At 69.3% G+C, this 16,857-nt stretch carries 14 protein-coding genes; 10 read left to right on the top strand and 4 right to left on the bottom strand.

Annotated features, from left to right (window positions below; genetic code table 11):
• The first annotated feature begins 38 nt into the window (after positions 1 to 38).
• The gene (locus BMZ45_RS03020; RefSeq protein ID WP_091632256.1) at positions 39 to 2,570 is read left to right on the top strand and encodes a S9 family peptidase; all 2,532 of its coding nucleotides are present in this window, start codon (positions 39 to 41) and stop codon (positions 2,568 to 2,570) included.
• A gap of 47 nt (positions 2,571 to 2,617) precedes the next feature.
• Here BMZ45_RS03020 and bchE read toward each other — a convergent pair whose 3' ends face one another.
• From bchE to metK, 3 genes are all read right to left on the bottom strand, one after another.
• Positions 2,618 to 4,171, bottom strand: a complete 1,554-nt coding sequence (gene bchE, locus BMZ45_RS03015) for a magnesium-protoporphyrin IX monomethyl ester anaerobic oxidative cyclase (RefSeq protein ID WP_091632253.1) — start codon at positions 4,169 to 4,171, stop codon at positions 2,618 to 2,620.
• Between the two features lie 21 nt (positions 4,172 to 4,192).
• Positions 4,193 to 4,423 carry a DUF3955 domain-containing protein gene (locus BMZ45_RS03010; protein WP_091632250.1) on the bottom strand — a complete coding sequence of 77 codons (231 nt, stop codon included), beginning with the start codon at positions 4,421 to 4,423 and terminating at the stop codon, positions 4,193 to 4,195.
• Between the two features lie 233 nt (positions 4,424 to 4,656).
• Positions 4,657 to 5,880 (bottom strand): methionine adenosyltransferase, encoded by a 1,224-nt coding sequence (gene metK, locus BMZ45_RS03005; protein WP_091632247.1) that lies wholly within the window; start codon positions 5,878 to 5,880, stop codon positions 4,657 to 4,659.
• A 196-nt stretch (positions 5,881 to 6,076) separates the two neighbouring features.
• Between metK and BMZ45_RS03000 the strand changes: the two genes are divergently transcribed.
• Together BMZ45_RS03000 and BMZ45_RS02995 are read left to right on the top strand one after the other, a co-directional pair.
• Complete coding sequence (locus BMZ45_RS03000) at positions 6,077 to 7,837, top strand: lysophospholipid acyltransferase family protein (protein ID WP_175488899.1); 1,761 nt, start codon at positions 6,077 to 6,079, stop codon at positions 7,835 to 7,837.
• On the top strand, positions 7,834 to 8,658 hold the full coding sequence (locus BMZ45_RS02995; RefSeq protein WP_091632244.1) for a UDP-2,3-diacylglucosamine diphosphatase: 825 nt from the start codon (positions 7,834 to 7,836) through the stop codon (positions 8,656 to 8,658). The genes BMZ45_RS03000 and BMZ45_RS02995 overlap by 4 nt, the downstream gene beginning before the upstream one ends.
• Before the next feature lie 191 nt (positions 8,659 to 8,849).
• On the opposite strand, the gene BMZ45_RS02990 is transcribed toward BMZ45_RS02995, so the two are convergent.
• Entirely contained in the window at positions 8,850 to 9,152 is a 303-nt protein-coding gene (locus BMZ45_RS02990; RefSeq protein ID WP_139215371.1) for a hypothetical protein, read from the bottom strand.
• Between the two features lie 123 nt (positions 9,153 to 9,275).
• On the opposite strand from BMZ45_RS02990, the gene BMZ45_RS21505 reads away from it, so the two are divergent.
• The 7 genes from BMZ45_RS21505 to BMZ45_RS02960 all read left to right on the top strand — a co-directional run bounded on the left by BMZ45_RS21505 (position 9,276) and on the right by BMZ45_RS02960 (position 16,796).
• A complete protein-coding gene (locus BMZ45_RS21505; RefSeq protein WP_175488898.1) occupies positions 9,276 to 9,419 on the top strand; it encodes a hypothetical protein in 144 nt (47 codons plus the stop codon).
• A gap of 281 nt (positions 9,420 to 9,700) precedes the next feature.
• Entirely contained in the window at positions 9,701 to 11,602 is a 1,902-nt protein-coding gene (locus BMZ45_RS02985; RefSeq protein ID WP_175488897.1) for a TonB-dependent receptor plug domain-containing protein, read from the top strand.
• A complete protein-coding gene (locus tag BMZ45_RS02980) occupies positions 11,599 to 12,321 on the top strand; it encodes a VTT domain-containing protein (RefSeq protein ID WP_091632237.1) in 723 nt (240 codons plus the stop codon). Before BMZ45_RS02985 ends, BMZ45_RS02980 begins: the two co-directional genes overlap by 4 nt.
• A gap of 20 nt (positions 12,322 to 12,341) precedes the next feature.
• A complete protein-coding gene (locus tag BMZ45_RS02975) occupies positions 12,342 to 13,310 on the top strand; it encodes a hypothetical protein (RefSeq protein ID WP_139215370.1) in 969 nt (322 codons plus the stop codon).
• 92 nt (positions 13,311 to 13,402) lie between these two features.
• Complete coding sequence (locus tag BMZ45_RS02970; RefSeq protein WP_091632232.1) at positions 13,403 to 15,361, top strand: hypothetical protein; 1,959 nt, start codon at positions 13,403 to 13,405, stop codon at positions 15,359 to 15,361.
• A complete protein-coding gene (locus tag BMZ45_RS02965; RefSeq protein WP_091632229.1) occupies positions 15,358 to 16,410 on the top strand; it encodes a ferritin-like domain-containing protein in 1,053 nt (350 codons plus the stop codon). The genes BMZ45_RS02970 and BMZ45_RS02965 overlap by 4 nt, the downstream gene beginning before the upstream one ends.
• Positions 16,407 to 16,796 (top strand): VOC family protein, encoded by a 390-nt coding sequence (locus BMZ45_RS02960; protein WP_091632226.1) that lies wholly within the window; start codon positions 16,407 to 16,409, stop codon positions 16,794 to 16,796. The genes BMZ45_RS02965 and BMZ45_RS02960 overlap by 4 nt, the downstream gene beginning before the upstream one ends.
• Positions 16,797 to 16,857 lie beyond the last annotated feature (61 nt).

Below are 16,857 nucleotides of genomic sequence, written 5' to 3'. Positions count from 1 at the left end.
TGCGGCCGTTCCGCCATCACCACGCAAGCGGATCGCCCATGAAGAAGTCCATACGGCCTCGTTGTGTCTCCCTGGCCCTGATCGCCACCCTGTTGCTCGCACCGTCCGCCGCGCTCGCGGCCGCGCCGGCCAAGCCCGCCGCCAACGCCGACAGCGGCTATCGTCTGCCGCCGCCGGCGCTGCAGGCCCTGGTCGACGCCCCGCGTCCGCCGCAGCTGATGCTGAGCCCGCGCCGCGACCTGGCCGCGATGATGCAGGTGCCCAACCTGCCCGGCATCGACGTGGTCGCCCAGCCCGAGCTCAAGCTCGCCGGCCTGCGCATCAATCCGCGCAGCTACGCGCAAAGCCGGTTCAGCTTCGGCAGCGACCTGTGGCTGCTCGACATCGCCAGCCGCAAGGACCTGCGCCTGCAGGGCCTGCCGCAGCCGCTGGCGGTGGCCAGCCTGAGCTGGTCGCCGGACCAGAGCCAGCTCGCCTTCAACCACGTCGACGCCAAGACCGGCACCAACGAGTTGTGGCTGGTCGACATCGCCACGCGCAGCGCGCGCCGGCTGCTGGCGCAGCCGCTCAACACCGTGAGCGGACGCGGCTACACCTGGATGCCCGACAGCCGCCGCCTGCTGGTGCAGCTGCAGCCGGAAAACCAGGGCCCGGCGCCCGCGTCCGACGGCATCCCGACCGGCCCCGCCACCCAGCAGACCCAGGGCGGCGGCGCGGTGCGCCAGCTGCGCACCTTCCAGGACCTGCTCAAGAACGAGAACGACGCGCGCCTGTTCGCGCATTACCTGCGTTCGCAGCCGGTCGTGGTCGATCTGAGCGGCAAGGTCGCCAAGGTCGGTCTGCCCGATCTCTACCAGTCGCTGACGCCGTCGCCGGACGGCAAGCTGCTGCTCGCGCAGCGCATCGAGCGGCCGTTCTCCTACCTGGTGCCCGCGTCCTACTTCCCGCGCCGCATCGAAGTGTTGGCGCTGGACGGCAAACTGGTCCACGAAGTGGCCAAGCTGCCGCTGGTCGACGGCCTGCCCACCGGCAACGACGCCGTGCCCACCGGCGTGCGTTCGATCGGCTGGCGCGGCGACGCGCCGGCCACCCTGGTCTGGGCCGAGGCCCAGGACGGCGGTGATCCCGCCAAGCAGGTGGCGATCCGCGACGCGGTGCTGATGCAGGCCGCGCCGTTCGAGCAGCCGCCGGTGACCCTGGCCCAGTTGGGCACGCGCGTGTCCGATATCGAATGGGGCCGCGGCGATCTCGCCTTGATCAGCGAATCCTGGTGGAAGACCCGCCAGACCAAGCAGTGGCGGGTGGCGCCCGACGACGTCGGCCGCGAACCGCAGTTGGTGTTCGAAGGCTCCTACGAGGACCGCTACAACGACCCCGGCACGCCCGCCACCGAGGCCGACGCCGCCGGCAATCCGCGCCTGATCCTGGACGGCGACAGCGTGTTCCTGATCGGCGACGGCGCTTCGGCCGAAGGCGACCGTCCGTTCGTGGACAAGCTGAATCTGGCCGACGGCAAGAAGACCCGCCTGTTCCATTCGCAGGCGCCGTACTACGAGTACCCGCGCGCGCTGCTCGACAACAGCGGCACGCGCGCGATCAGCACGCGCGAATCGCCGACCGAGCCGACCAACTACTACATCCGCGACCTGGGCCAGGCCGAGGCCGCGCCGACCGCGCTGACCCGCTTCGCGCATCCCACGCCGCAGCTCAAGGACGTCAAGAAGGAGCAGATCCGCTACAAGCGCGCCGACGGCGTGGAACTCACCGGCACGCTCTACCTGCCGCCCAAGTACGAGCCCAAGCGCGACGGCCCGCTGCCGCTGCTGATGTGGGCCTATCCGCAGGAGTTCAAATCCGCCAGCGCGGCCAGCCAGGTCACCGATTCGCCGTACCGCTTCAACGCGATCAGCTACTGGGGCCCGCAGGCGTTCCTGGCGATGGGCTACGCGGTGCTCGACGATCCTTCGATGCCGATCGTGGGCGAGGGCGACAAGGAACCCAACGACACCTATCTGGATCAGCTCACTTCCAGCGCCCAGGCGGCGGTGGACGAGGTGGTGCGGCGCGGCGTCGCCGATCGCGAACGCATCGCCATCGGCGGCCATTCCTACGGCGCCTTCATGACCGCCAACCTGCTTGCGCACACGCGCCTGTTCAAGGCCGGCATCGCCCGCAGCGGCGCCTACAACCGCACCCTCACGCCGTTCGGTTTCCAGGCCGAGGAGCGCAATTACTGGCAGGCGCAGAGCACCTACGAAACCATGTCGCCGTTCAACTTCGCCGACAAGATCAAGGATCCGATCCTGCTGATCCACGGCGAGCAGGACAACAACTCCGGCACCTTCCCGATCCAGAGCGAACGCATGTACGCCGCGATCAAGGGCCTGGGCGGCAACGCCCGCCTGGTGATGCTGCCGAACGAATCGCACGGCTACCGCGCGCGCGAATCGATCCTGCACATGTTGGCCGAGTCGAACGACTGGCTGGAACGCTACGTCAAGAACGGCAAGGCCGAGGCCAAGTCGGCACAGGCCGAGGGCAAGGGCGGCAAGAGCAAGGCCGGCAAGTAAGCGCCGGCCGCCGTGCGAAAAGGGGCGCCTAGGCGCCCCTTTTCGTTTCAAGGCGAGGGCGTGAGGCTGCGGATCGGAATGCGCCGCCGCTGCGGCTTGGCCAGGGCATATTCCTGCGTCGACAGCGAGGCGCCCCAGAATTCCTCGACGCTGGGCCCGTTGCGGCTGCGTCCGCCGGCGAAGAAGAACTCGAACAGCTCGCGCAGCCACACCCTCCGGCCCATGCGCACGTACCAGCGCATGCCCTTGAGCACCTCGCGGTCGGGGTGCAGCAGGCTGCGGTAGAGCGCGCGCGGGCGCAACTGCACGATCGCCTCGATCGCCTTCACCCACAGCAGCACCCGCCACGGCGGCACCCGCGTGGTCGCCAGCACCTGATGCTTGTAGTCCCACTTGCGCGCGTCGGTCTGGATCACGCGCCGGTCGGCGACGCTGTCGTAGTAGGGCGTCCAACGATGCGGGGTGACGTAGAGCAGCTGGATTTGGTCGGGGTCGTAGCGCAGCAGGTGGCGCAGCGAATTCCAGTAGTCGCGATCGCGCTCCTCGTCGAAGCCCACCACATAGGTCGCCATCGAGATGATCCCGTGCGCGCGCAGCAGGCGGATCGCTTCGCGGTCCTCGCTGACGCTGGCGCCCTTGCGGATCTTGCTCAGGGTGGCTTCGGAATAGCTCTCGATGCCGAGCAGGAAGCGGATCACGCCCGCGCGCTTGTACAGGTGCAGGATGTCGGCGTCGCGCACGATGTCGCCGGCGCGGGTCGAGCCGACCAGGGTCAGGTCGACGTTCTCCGCGATCAGCGCTTCCAGGAAGGCCTGCCAGGCTTTGCGCGAACCTGTCGGCAGCTCGTCGGCGAAGTTGATCAGGCGCACGCCGTGTTCGCGGTGCAGGCGCGCGAGCTCGCGCGCGAACTTGACCGGATCGCGATGGCGCCAGCGGCTCCAGAAGCCGCGCTGGCCGCAGTAGCTGCACAGGTAGGGGCAGCCGCGCGAGAACTGCACCACCACCGCCTTCATGCCGCCCCAGTAGGAATAGCGGTCGTGGTCGATCAGCTCCCAGCCGACCCGGCACTGGTCCAGGTCCAGGATCATCTCGGCCTGGCCGGTCTCCACGATGTGGCCGTCGTCGCGGCGATAGGCCAGCCCCGGCACGCCGGCCAGGTCCTCGCCGCGCGCCAGCGCCTGCGCTAGCAGGGTCGCGGTGCGCTCGCCCTCGCCGCGCACCACGATGTCCACCGCGGCTTCGCGTTCCAGCACGTCGCGCCAGTGATAGGTCGGATAGACGCCGCCGTAGACGATGCGCAGCTGCGGACGCTCGCGCTTGAGGCGCGCGGCGATGCGGGCGATGGTCGGATGCGCCGAAGTCGAGCCGGAGTGACCGACCATCAGCAGATCGGGCGCGGCCGCGAGCACGCGCCGCACGATCTCGTCGATCGTCAGCGGACCGAACTCGGCGTCCAGCAGTTCGACCGCGAGGCCTGCGTCGATCAAGGGGCCGCCAATGCTGAGCAGGCCCAGCGGCGGCAGTTGCTCGCGCGGGATGCGGCTGCCGATCGCGGTGTGCGGCGGATTCAGCAGCAGGACGCGGAAATCGTTGGGGTCCATGGCGGCCGCTCCTGGCTGCAATCAGCGGCGGCGACGGGCGAGGGCGCCCAAGGCGGCGCGGACCAGGCCGAACGTGCCGACCACCGCGCCGCTCGCGATCAGCGCGAAGCCGATCGGTATCAGCGCGAACGGCTCGTGCAGCACGCCGTCGCCGTCGATGCTGGCGCCGATCAGGCGGAACGCGATCAGGCACAGGCTGCCCAGGATCAGCAGCGAGACGGCGACTTGCGAGGTGAGGGACGGGCTGGACACGACGACGGGCTCCTGAGCGGCAGTAGCATCAGGCTGGGCCCTGCGGGTGCGCGCAGGATGAGGCGTCTGTGAAGCGAGCGTGGCGCCTCGGCTATGCGAATGCCATCAAGGCGCCGTTCTGCTTCCCCCTTTGTTGAGGGGGGTTGAGGGGGATTTGCTTTTGCGCCCCCCAAACAAAAACGGAGCGCCGAGGCGCTCCGTTTTCGTGGCGACGCCCGAAGGCGCGGCGCGGATTACTTCTTGATGCCGGCGTCCTTGCGCAGATCGTCGGCCTTGTCGGTCTTTTCCCACGAGAACGCGGTCGCGGTGTGCTTCTTGCCGGCGGCGTCGACGTAGCTGACTTCCTTGGGCTTGCGGCCGAAGTGGCCGTAAGCGGCGGTCAGCTGATAGACCGGGTGGATCAGGTCCAGCATCTTGACGATGCCGTACGGGCGCAGGTCGAAGTGCTTGCGGATCAGCTTCTCGATCTTGTCGTCGCTGATCTTGCCGGTGCCGAAGGTGGTGACCGAGATCGAGGTCGGCTCGGCCACGCCGATCGCGTAGGAGACCTGCACTTCGCACTTGTCGGCCAGGCCGGCGGCGACGATGTTCTTGGCGACGTAGCGCGCGGCGTAGGCGGCCGAACGGTCGACCTTGGACGGATCCTTACCCGAGAACGCGCCGCCGCCGTGACGGGCCATGCCGCCGTAGCTGTCGACGATGATCTTGCGGCCGGTCAGGCCGCAGTCGCCCACCGGGCCGCCGATCACGAAGATGCCGGTCGGGTTGATGTGGACCTTGCTCTTGGGCAGCTTTTCCAGCCACGCCTTCGGCAGCACCGGCTTGAGGATGTGCTCGTACACGCCCTCGACCAGGTCCTTCTGCTTGATGCCCGGATCGTGCTGGGTCGACAGCACGACCGCGTCGAGGCCGGCGACCTGGTGCTTGTCGTCGTAGCGCAGGGTGACCTGCGACTTGGCGTCCGGACGCAGCCACGGCAGCTTGGAGTTCTTCTGCTTGCGGACCTTGGCCTGCTGCTCGACCAGACGGTGCGAGTAGTAGATCGGCGCCGGCATGAATTCCGGGGCTTCGTTGCAGGCGTAGCCGAACATCAGGCCCTGGTCGCCCGCGCCCTGTTCTTCCGGCTTCTTGCGGTCGACGCCCGCGGCGATGTCCGGCGACTGCTTGCCGAGCATGTTGATGATCGCGCAGGTGTGGCCGTCGAAGCCGACATTGGAGTTGTTGTAGCCGATGTCGTTGATGACCTTGCGCGCCAGCGACTCGATATCGACCCAGGCCGAGGTGGTGACTTCGCCGGCGACGATCGCAGCACCGGTCTTGACCATGGTTTCGCAGGCCACGCGCGCGCGCTTGTCCTGGGCCAGGATCGCGTCCAGCACCGCATCGGAAATCTGGTCGGCGATCTTGTCCGGATGGCCTTCGGACACGGACTCGGAGGTGAACAGGTAGCTGGACATCGGGCGAATATCCTTCGATTCGGATAAAAAGATGGCCGCCTATGATACAGGCTCGGCCGGTTCGGCGCATTGTGCCCATTTCCGGCGTTGCCGGGTCGTTAAGCGGCTGTCACACGCCTGAAGCCCCAGCGCCATCGGACTGTCTCCGGCGCGGCCCAGGCTGCGCGGCATACCGCCGCCACCGCGACGCCCGCCCATGCTGCAACTCGAACGCCGCCTGCAAGAACGCTTTCCGCAGTGGTTTCGGGGCCGCCGCGAGCGGCTGGCCCGGCCGCTGCTGCGCACCATCGGGCGCTGGTCGAAGTTCGACGCGGTCGACGGTTTCCTGGCCGAGAACGGCCATCTGCGCGGTTTCGCCTTCGTCGGCGCGGCCCTGGAGTTCCTGCAGGCGCGTTACAGCGCCGATCCGGCCGAAAAGCAGCGCATTCCGGCCAGCGGCCGTCTGCTGGTGGTCGCCAATCATCCCTCCGGCGCGATCGATGCCCTGGCCCTGCTGGACCTGGTCGGCAGCGTGCGCCGCGACGTGCGCATCGTCGCCAACGATCTGCTGCAGGCCCTGGACGGCCTGGAAGGGCTAATTCTGCCGGTGAAGATCCTCGGCGGCCGGCCCAGCGCCGAGAGCCTGCAGGCGATCGAGGCCGCCCTGGAGGCCGAGCAGTGCGTGATCGTGTTCCCGGCCGGCGAAGTCGCGCGGCTGGGGCTGCGCGGGGTCACCGACGGGCGCTGGCGCCGCGGTTTCCTGCGTTTCGCGCGCAAGACCGGCGCGCCGGTGCTGCCGGTGCGCATCGAGGCGCGCAACTCGGCGCTGTTCTACGGCGCCTCGGCCCTGTTCAAGCCGGCCGGCACCGCGCTGCTGGCGCGCGAGATGTTCGCGCGCGGTTCGCGCCGGATCGCCCTGCGCATCGGCCGCCCGCTGAGCCTGCCCGCCGACGCCGATCCCAACCGCTTGCTGCGCGAGGTGCGGCGAGAGCTGCACGCGATCGGCACGGTGCGCGAGCGCCCCGCGCCGGAAGGCCCGGAACCGCTGATCGACGCGGTCGATCCGCTCGCCCTGCGGATCGAGATCGCGGCCCTGACCTCGCTGGGCCAGACCTTCGACGGCAAGCAGATCCGGGTCGGTCGGCTGCAGCCGGGCTCCAAGTTGCTGCGCGAGATCGGCCGCCTGCGCGAACTCACCTTCCGCGCGGTCGGCGAGGGCACCGGCCGGCGCCTGGACGTGGATCTGTACGACAGCTGGTACGAACACATCGTGCTGTGGGACGCGGGCGCGGCCAAGATCGCCGGCGCCTACCGCATCGCGCGCGGCGCCCAGGTGCTGGCCGAGCGCGGTCTGGCCGGGCTCTACACCGCTTCGTTGTTCCGCTACGCAGACGACACGGTGCCGCGCCTGGCCCAGGGCATGGAGCTGGGGCGCAGCTTCGTCGCGCCCGACTACTGGGGCAGCCGCAGCATCGACTACCTGTGGCAGGGCATCGGCGCCTACCTCGCCCGGCATCGCAAGGTGCGCTACCTGTACGGCCCGGTCTCGATCAGCGCGGCGCTGCCGCCCGCGGCGCGCGAACAGATCGTGGCCTACTACGCGCGCTATTACGGCGCCGAGGAGGGCGAGGCGGTGTCGAAGCAGCCCTTCGTCTATCGCGCCGCGCCGCCGCAGTTCGACGAACTCGACGCCGGCACCGCGTTCCGGGTGCTGCGCGGCAATCTGGACGCGCTGGGCGCGACCTTGCCCATGCTCTACAAGCAGTACACCGAATTGTGCGAGCCGGGCGGGGCGCGGTTCCTCGCCTTCGGCGTGGACCCGGCCTTCAGCGACGCGGTCGACGGCCTGATCGAGGTCGATCTGGAGCGCGTGCGGCCGAAGAAGCGCGAACGCTATCTGAGCGTGGTCGATCCGGCGGCCGAAGCGGCCGCGGCGCGCCACGACGATGCTTCCGTCGCCAGCGAGAGCCGCGTATGAGCCCGTCGATCGCACAACTGCCGCCCCGCCGCCGCGCCGTGTTCCTGTCGGACGTGCATCTGGGCGCCAAGCATTGCCATGCCGCCGAGCTGGCGGAGTTCCTGGCCAACCTGCGCTGCGACCGTCTGTACCTGGTCGGCGATATCGTCGATCTGTGGTGGATGGCGCAGCGGCGCATGGCCTGGGGCGCGGCCCAGTACCGCGTGATCGAAGCCCTGCACGCGCTGCGGCGCGCGGGCACCGAACTGATCTACGTGCCGGGCAATCACGACCGGCCGATCCGGCGCTTCTGCGGCCTGGCCTTGCCGCGCATGTCGATCCGCCGTCGCAGCATCCACGTCACCGCCGACGGCCGCCGCCTGCTGGTCACCCACGGCGACGACTACGACGGCGTGACCCACTTCGGCGGGTTGCAGGAGCGGTTCGGCGACTGGCTGTACTACCGCATCCTCACCGGCAATCAGATGCTCAACCGGGTGCGCCGGCGTTTCGGTCTGCGCTACTGGTCGCTGTCGGAATTCCTCAAGCGCCAGAGCGGCGCCGCCGAGCGCTATATCGCGCGCTTCGTGCAGGCCGGCTTGGACGACGCGCGCCGGCGCGGCCTGGACGGCGTGATCTGCGGGCATATCCACCGCCCGGGTCTGTTCGAACGCGACGGCTGCGTCTACGCCAACGACGGCGACTGGGTCGAAAGCCTGACCGCACTGGCCGAAGACCCCGACGGCAGCCTGCGCCTGCTCTCGCACAACGGCGACACCCTGGCGATGCTGCCCGCGCGCGCGCCGCGCCTGCCGGACGCGCAATTGCCGCACGCGGCGTGAAAGCTTCTGCTTCCCCCTTTGAAAAGGAGGATTGAGGGGGATTTGCCGTTTGAGCGAACTCAACGCCCACACCCGACCTCGCTCCGCGCAACGCGCGGAGCCGATCCATATCGCTCAACCTGCCTCGCGCATCCGCCAACCGCCCGCCCAGGAGTAGGAGAGGACGGCAAGCGGTGGCGGATGCGTCGCCACTACTTGGCGGCGACGTCGCGGTCCTGCATGCCGCCGAGCGAGAGCCGACGCTCGCCGACCTGGATGGTCTGGCCCGCCATCAGGCGCTGATAGCGTTCGTTGCCGAGCGCGCGCTTGAACTGCTCGAGCGAGCGATCGTAGCTGCGGGTGTACTCGGCGAACGCGGTGCGGTTGCCGACGATCATCTGGACCTTGCGTTCGCTCAGGCCGGTTTCCTGCGACAGGGTGTCGACCACTTCATTGGCGTAGACCGGTGCGGTGGCGGCCATCGCGACGACGAACAGTGCGGTTCTTGCGTTCATGACGTTCTCCGTTCGGGCCTCCTGGCCCTGTGGCTGCGACGTCGCCGCAGGCCGGTGTGGGGTGACTCCGGCACTCGTATGATTTCGCATTCGCATGCAAGCGCACGAGTGCCGGAACGGCCCATGACTGACGTCATGTCGGCGGCGAAACCGACGAACGGCAGCAACGTTCGCGCGTTCGACATCATCCCTATCGGGATGCCTCGGCGTTGCGCCGACGCGCGTTGTGCCGATCTCCGCGCGCGGCTGCGCCGGATTTGCGAATAGCGAAAATTCGCCGTGCATCGACGCCCGACCCGGCGCGCGCCATCCCGCAAAGCGGTGCCTTGCGAGGGCATTGGCGTGGCGCCGGATTCTGTGCCAACCTCAGCCCCGCGGGAGGGTCCCAAGGCCGGACGGCCAAGGACACGGGCATCGGGGAGCGATGGCCGCGGACCGCGAACAGGGGATGCCGGCAGCGAGGCGTAGCGCTTACCAGCGCCGCCGGCCACAAACGGCTTAGCGACCAGGGACGGTACGCGATGGTTCGGAAGGATCCGGATGCCTTGATGCCTGTTGCGTATGGCGCACGCCCATGGCTGGCGATCGCGCTGCTGCTGGCCGCGTCGCCGCTGCGCGCGGCGCAAGCGGCCGACGACATCCATACCCTGGACCGAGAACGCGTCAGCGCCAGCGCTTTGCCGGTCACCGCCGCGGCCGCGAGCCAGCACGTGACGGTGCTGGAGCGCGCCGATCTGGACGCGCTGCAGGGCCTGAGCGCGGCCGACATCCTGGCGCGCCAGGCCGGCGTGGTGATCGATCGCGGCGCGGGCAGCGGCGGCTTCGGCGCGCTGTATCTGCGCGGCGCCGATCCCAGCCACGTGGTGGTCCTGATCGATCACGTGCGCCAGAACGATCCCTTGTCCTCGCGCGGCAGCGCGGTCGATCTCAACACCCTGTCCAGCGACGACATCGAGCGCATCGAGATCGTTCGCGGCAACGCCAGCGTGGTCAACGCCGAGGCGATCGCGGGGCTGATCCATATCTTCACCCGCCGCGCCGCGTCCGGCGCCGCGCTCGGCACCAGCATCGGCGGTGACGGTCTGCGCGCGGCGCAGGCATCGTGGTCGGGCGCCGGCTTGCGCGCCAGCGCCACCCAGCGCGAGGAAAGCGGCGATGCCGGCGCGCGCAATCGCGTGCGCGCCGCCAACCTGGGCTGGGACGGCGCGCTGGGCGAACGCACCCGCCTGCACGCGGCCGCGCGTTACAGCGACAGTCGCAATCTCGGTTTTCCCGACGACAGCGGCGGCGACGCTTACGCGGTGATCCGCGCGTTGGATCGCCGCCACAGCCGCAGCCGCCAGCTGTCCTTGCGCGGCGAATACCGGCTGCGCCACGGCGGCGCGATCGAAGCGCAACTGGCGACGTTGACGCGCGACGGCGAGGAAGACACGCCCGGGGTCGCGCCGGGCCTGCGCGATCCCTTCGGCCTGCCGGCGATGCGCAGCCTCGGCGACTATCGCCGCGACGAAGCGCAGCTGCACTGGCTGCTGCTGGGCGGCGACCAGCTGATGTTCACCGTGGGCGCGCAGTACCAGCGCGAGCGGGGCGATCTCGACAGCCTGATCGACTTCGGCGGCTTCGTGCTGCCGGCGGGCTTCGCCCTGCGTCGCAGCACCGCCAGCGCCTTCGCCGAAGCGCGGTGGCAGGCCGGGCCCTGGACCGCGCAGGGCGGGCTGCGCTACGAGCATCCCGACCGAGGCGACGCCGCCAGCCATCCGATGCTGTCGCTGCAGCGCGCGCTGGCCGGCGAGCGCGGCGAGTGGGGGCTGTCGGTCGCGCGTTCGTCCAAGTTGCCCAGCTTCTATGCGCTGGCCCATCCGCTGGTCGGCAACCCCGCGCTCAAGCCCGAACGCGCGCTGCACCGCGAGCTCTATTACGCGAGCTCGGCTGACGCGCGCTGGGGGCTGCGCTTGACCCTGTTCGACGCGCGCTATCGCGATCTGATCGATTTCGATGCCGGACCGCCGCCGCAGTTGGTGAACCGCGCGCGCATCGAGACGCGCGGCCTGGAGTGGCGCCTCGGGCGGCGTTACGCCAACGACTGGCGGCTGCAGTTCGAAGGCAGCTGGATGCACGTGCAGGCCGGCGATGGCGCCGGCGGCGAAACCCGGCTGCGCTACCGTCCGCGCGCGCAGTTCAGCGCCTCCCTGGCCCTGCCGCTGGGCGAGCGCCGCGAGCTGTCGCTGGCGCTGCGTCACCTCGGCCGCCGCGACGACTCTTCCATCCCCACCGGCGAGCGCCGTCTGGACGCGACGACCACGCTGGATCTCAGCCTGCGCCAGCAATGGGGGCCGGCGCAGCTGCTGTTGGCGATCGACAACCTCGCCGATGCGCGCGGCGAGGAAGCCATCGGCACGCGATCGCCGGGGCGCAGACTGCGTCTGGCCCTGCGTTGGTCGCTGCAATGAGCCGCCGCGGGCCCGCCGCCTATGCGGAACGTTCGGCGTGGTGGCGCCTGGGCCTGTTCGCGATTTTGTTGCTGGCCTGCGTGCTGGTGCCGTTCGCGCTGTGGGGCGAGGCCTTCGATCGCGCCGCGCCGGCCTGGCTGTCCGCGCAGGACGCGCGCCTGTGGCTGGCGGCGTTGGGTATCGCGCTGCTGGTGGCCGACGTCGCGCTGCCGGTGCCGAGCAGCGTGATCGGCATGCTGCTGTGCTGGGGGCTGGGGCCGCTGTGGGGCGGGCTCGCGGTGGCGACCGGCTGTCTGCTCGCGTTCGCGCTGGGGTACGTCTTGGGGCGGCTGCTGCCCGAAGCGCGCCTGCGCCGCTGGATCGGCGCGGCCTTGTGGGATCGCGCGCGCGCGTCGGCGCAGCGCCAGGCCTTGTGGTGGATCGTCGCCGCACGGCCGCTGCCGGTGCTGGCCGAGCTCAGCGCCTTGCTGGCGGGCGTGTGGCGGGTGCCGCCGCTGGCCGCGTTCGCACATGCCGCGTTGTCGTCGTGCGCGGTCGGCGCCTTGTACGGCGCCAGCGCCTGGCTGGGCCTGAGCGAACCGCATCCGGCCGCGATGCTGCCGACCATGCTCGCCCTGCCGGCCCTGGTGTGGCTGATCCATCGCATCCTCCTGCGCCGGCTGCTGGCCGGCGCGGGCTCCGCTGTATCCCGTGAACACGATCGAGGAGTGGCGCCATGAGCAGGATCTCGGTAAGCGCAATGTCCCAGCACCCAACAGCACCGCCGGCAGGACGCACCGCGGTCTGGATCGCGATCGCGCTGTCGCTGACGGCCGGCATGGCGATGGCGTCCGGGCCCAGGGTCGAGGCCGCGAAGGCGAAGCAGACGCCGGCCGAGCGCCACATCTACTACACCGGCGGCGTCCACAACGACCAAGGCTGCGTGCCCGCCTCGCGCTGCGTCTATCCGCGCAAGCCGGGCGAGCCCAGCGATCCCCTGTATCCGAAGTGGTGGACCAGCGGCTGGACCATGTACCGGGTGTTCGCCAACTACGACCAGTACCCGCCGCCCTACACCTCGCCGCCGGCGGGTCTGACGCCGGCCGACTATCAGGTCTCCTACGGCGCCACCTACTACGACTCCACCTACGTGCCCGCCGACAAGGACGGCGAAGGCGCGATGATGGAGTACTACGAAAAACAGTGCCTGCCGATCTTTCCCTCGACCAACAACTTCACCTGCGCCTTCGTCTCGCTGGGCAACAAGGCCTACTTCCTGCGCTACGCCGACCGTCCGCCCGGCACGCCGCAGTGCTGCAAGTTCTCGCCCAAGAACCATCCGCCGCGCCTGGACTTCATCAAGCACCTGCCTTACGACGCCCAGCGCAGCACCCATCTCAACGGTGCCGTGCAGGCCTACGCGCGCGAGGTCGGGCCGCAGAAGATCCTGTTCGGCTACGCGTTCTGGCGCGAGCCGACGTCCGACTATCCGATGGACGCCAACGCGCCGCGCTACCGGCATCCGCAGTCGTTCTTCTTCTCCGGCTCGCCCACCGATCCGCCCAACGCGCCGATCGTGAGCCAGAACTACACCAGCTTCCGCGCCGAGCGCCCGGATCCGGCCGAGACCTGGGGCCAGGTCGCGCAGATGTGTCCGGTCGAGCCGGAGTGGTGCTGCCTGTTCGACGGCGATTGCCCGGACAAGGAGCCAGCAGGCCAGAAGAAGTAACAGCCGCAGGACCGGCCGGGTTGATCCGAACCCGAATCCCAGCAAGGACGCGGCGCTCAGGATGGGCGCCGCGATAGCCAGGAGCACGACCGATGAGTTACCTAGACGCGCCGCGCTTGCATTTCAGCGGCTGGTTCCAGGCCGACGTCTCGACCATCAACAACGACGTCCGCACCTTCCAGAACGATTCCTTCGTACCCGAGTACCAGCAATACAACCAGAACGGCAGCTGGAACCCCGAGGGCACCGGCATCTTCCGTTTCCTGGATTGCGCGGTGACCGGCGGCGCGCTCGCCGGCAAGGCCCTACGCAGCGCCAGCGACGATCCGGCGATCGGCATGCTGCTGGAGAACGCCGACCAGCGTGCGCCCGGCAAACTGGTCGATCTGGACCCGCAGCAGCAGATGGTGTCGCAGATCTGGGGCATGCAGCTGCGCCTGCTGGACGCGACGCGCAAGGCCCTGCTGCAGGGCGAGTTCAAACCGGTCGCGTTCTGCAATCTGTGGCAACGTCAGAAGGCCGGCGTGCCCATGGACCAGAAGCTGGCCGCGAACTACCAGTCGGTGCTGGAAGACATCGCCTGGGACGCGGCGTTGGACTCGCCGCTGCTGCGCGCGTTGCGTGAGGCGACCGAGGACGGGCTGCTGTCGATCGCGTTCAACGTCTACGGCTACGGCCGCGACGCCACCATCCCGCGTTACACCATGGGTCACGTGGTCGGCAGCATCGGGCCCTATCTGCGCGGCGAGCCCAAGCATTTCGTGCGCGGCCGGCAGATGATCGCGATGCCGTCGGGGAAGTCGCCGCTGGCGCCCAAGAACGGCGTCTACGATGCCCAGGGCCAGGTCGCGTCCGACCTGAGTACGTTGAGCCTGGATCTGGGCAACACGCTGCCGATCAAGAGTGCCGACAGCGGCTTCGAGGATCTCGGCCCGCTGGTGATCGGCGTATTGAGCTTCAATCCGCTGGCCGAGCTGGTCGCGGACATTCCGGTCAACTCGGTCGCGCTGATCGGCGAAGTGCCGTATCAAACGCCGGACTGGTACGCGCAGACCGCGGGCGTGATCGATTTCGACCTCAGCGCGAACCCGCGCGCGCAGAGCTTCCTGCCGGCCTGCCCCTTGCTGCTGCTGTCGCTGCAACCCTCGGGCTTCTACAAGGTGCTGATGCAGGAGTCGCTGGACGGCCAGTACCTGCGTGCCGACGACTTCGTGTTCCGCATCGATCCGGGCGAGCGCGATCGACTGGAGTTCTACGCCACCCGCTACGGCCAGCCGCTGGCCGGCGCCGGCATCGCGCTCAGCGCCACCGAGGGCTTCATGGGCGGCTCCGGCGGCGGCGACACGATGACGCCGCCGACGCGGCCGCATGCGTCGATTCCCGATATCGGTACGCCCGCCGACGCGATCGCCTACGCCGCCACCGCCACCACCGACGCGGCCGGCCGTGCCCAGGTCGAATTGCGCGCGTCCGACGCCGGCCCCGGGCGGCCGCGCGGCTACATCGCCGGCCAGCTCTACGGCATCGGCTATCAGCTCGCCGCGCAGCCTTCGGGCTACGTTTCCAATCCGCTCAACTACGTGAGCGTGCTGGTCTACAGCAAGAGCGAGCCGCCGGCGGCGCCGACCTGGTACGACGACATCCAGCCCTTGTTTACCCAGTACGGCAATCTCTATCCGATCATGAGCCGCTACGTGGTCGATCTGCGCAGCTACGACTCGGTGATCACGCGGCTGAAGGCGCTGCGCCTGGCGTTCTCGCTGCCGCGGCGCGATCCCAACCACATGCCGGTCACGCGCGACCTCAGCGCCGGCGACCGCGCCACCATCCTGCGCTGGCTGGACACGCCCGGGCCCGACGGATTGCCGCTGTTGGGCAAGCCGCCGCTGGCGCCGACGGTGCCGGTGACCGCGACCGCCGCGACTGCCACGCCAGAACCCCCCGCGGTCGATCTGGCGCCGCTGCAAAGCGCGGGCAAGTCCGCCTTCGTCCTGCAGTACCTGGCGCGCCGCAAGGCGGGGCAGGGCCAAGAACCGGGAGACACGCCATGATCCGCCTGCGTCCGGAAATCCTCAGCGGCATTCGCAGCGCCGAAACCGCGGTCGATCTGCACCAGTACCTGCAGAGCGCGGTCGAGTTGGAGCACAGCACCATCCCACCCTATCTGACCGCGATGCTGTCGCTGCGGCCGGGCAGCAACCGCCGCATCGCCGCGATGATCCGCAGCATCATCGTGCAGGAGATGCTGCATATGAGCATCGCCGCCAACATCCTGATCGCGATCGGCGGCAGCCCGCAGATCAACACCCGCGACTTCGTGCCCAAGTATCCCGGGCCGCTGCCGATGGACATCGGCGACGGCCTGCGGGTCGGCATCGAGGCCTTCTCGATGGGCCTGGTCAAGCACGTGTTCATGGCGATCGAACAGCCCGAGGACGAGATCCCGATCCGTCAACGCATGCTCCAGGCCGGCGGCGAACCCGAATACGCCACCATCGGCGAGTTCTACGACGCCATCCAGCAGCGCATCCGTGAGCTCGGCCAGGGCATCTTCGTCAAGACCAGCGCGCCGCCGCAGGTGGTGGACAGCGCCTGGTTCCCGCCCGACAAGCTGTTCCCGATCGAGGGCCCGGAGTCGGCCTGCCACGCGATCGAGATCATCAAGCTCGAAGGCGAGGGCAGTTCGGTCACGCCGTTCCAGTCGCCCGGCGATCCCGCGCACTACTACATGTTCGGATCGATCGTGGCCGGGCGCGAGCTCATCACCACGCCCGAGGGCTATGCCTACGCCGGCGCGCCGATCGAGTTCGATCCCTCGGCGATCTGGCCGCTCAAGCCGAACTGCAAGATCGCCGACTTCGCGCCCGGCACCCAGGCGCGCAGCCGCATCGAGCAGTTCGCCTACAACTACAGCGCCCTGCTCAACGCCTTGCACCAGGCCTTCAACGGCACGCCGCAATCCTTGAACCGCGCGATCGGCCTGATGTACGACCTGCGCGTGCTGGCGGTGGCGATGATGCAGACCGATATAGACGACGGCACCGGCCGCACCGTCGGCCCCAGCTACGAGTACGTGCAAACCCAGGGAGGCATGGGATGAGCGACAGCGACGCGTCCGTGAACCGGCATCCGGTGGCGATGTTCGAGATCATCGCCCGGGATCAGGCGGCGATGCGGGCCTTCTACAGTCGCGTGTTCGGTTGGCGCTACCAGGACGGCGATGCCGGCTTCGCCTACGTGCATTTCCCGGTACGCATGCAGCCGTTGCTGGGCGGTATCGGCCAAGCCGACCCGAGCACGCCCGGCTTCGAACCGGGGCACAACTTCTATCTGTTGGTCGACGATCTGCAGGCCACCATCGACGCGGCGATCGCGGCCGGCGGGCGTCAGTACATGGCGCCCGCCGACGCCGACGGCTACAGCTTCGCGATGATCCAGGACCCGGAGGGCAATCCGGTCGGCTTGATCCGCCCGTTCCAGCGCTAGCGCGATGCGGGTCGGCCGCGGCGCGCGCCGGCCCGCCGCTGAACCGACGCGTACGACGCGG

The sequence above is a fragment of the Lysobacter sp. cf310 genome (assembly GCF_900114355.1).
Classification (GTDB): domain Bacteria; phylum Pseudomonadota; class Gammaproteobacteria; order Xanthomonadales; family Xanthomonadaceae; genus Lysobacter.
Note: the sequence above shows the minus strand (reverse complement) of the source record. Positions and strands in the feature narration are given on the sequence as shown.

Bases quoted from the DNA above. Each gene is read 5' to 3' on its own strand.
- BMZ45_RS03020 (WP_091632256.1), top strand. From the start codon at position 39: ATGAAGAAGTCCATACGGCCTCGTTGTGTCTCCCTGGCCCTGATCGCC.
- bchE (WP_091632253.1), bottom strand. From the start codon at position 4,171: ATGGACCCCAACGATTTCCGCGTCCTGCTGCTGAATCCGCCGCACACC.
- metK (WP_091632247.1), bottom strand. From the start codon at position 5,880: ATGTCCAGCTACCTGTTCACCTCCGAGTCCGTGTCCGAAGGCCATCCG.
- BMZ45_RS03000 (WP_175488899.1), top strand. From the start codon at position 6,077: ATGCTGCAACTCGAACGCCGCCTGCAAGAACGCTTTCCGCAGTGGTTT.
- BMZ45_RS02995 (WP_091632244.1), top strand. From the start codon at position 7,834: ATGAGCCCGTCGATCGCACAACTGCCGCCCCGCCGCCGCGCCGTGTTC.
- BMZ45_RS02990 (WP_139215371.1), bottom strand. From the start codon at position 9,152: ATGAACGCAAGAACCGCACTGTTCGTCGTCGCGATGGCCGCCACCGCA.
- BMZ45_RS21505 (WP_175488898.1), top strand. From the start codon at position 9,276: ATGACTGACGTCATGTCGGCGGCGAAACCGACGAACGGCAGCAACGTT.
- BMZ45_RS02985 (WP_175488897.1), top strand. From the start codon at position 9,701: ATGCCTGTTGCGTATGGCGCACGCCCATGGCTGGCGATCGCGCTGCTG.
- BMZ45_RS02980 (WP_091632237.1), top strand. From the start codon at position 11,599: ATGAGCCGCCGCGGGCCCGCCGCCTATGCGGAACGTTCGGCGTGGTGG.
- BMZ45_RS02975 (WP_139215370.1), top strand. From the start codon at position 12,342: ATGTCCCAGCACCCAACAGCACCGCCGGCAGGACGCACCGCGGTCTGG.
- BMZ45_RS02970 (WP_091632232.1), top strand. From the start codon at position 13,403: ATGAGTTACCTAGACGCGCCGCGCTTGCATTTCAGCGGCTGGTTCCAG.
- BMZ45_RS02965 (WP_091632229.1), top strand. From the start codon at position 15,358: ATGATCCGCCTGCGTCCGGAAATCCTCAGCGGCATTCGCAGCGCCGAA.
- BMZ45_RS02960 (WP_091632226.1), top strand. From the start codon at position 16,407: ATGAGCGACAGCGACGCGTCCGTGAACCGGCATCCGGTGGCGATGTTC.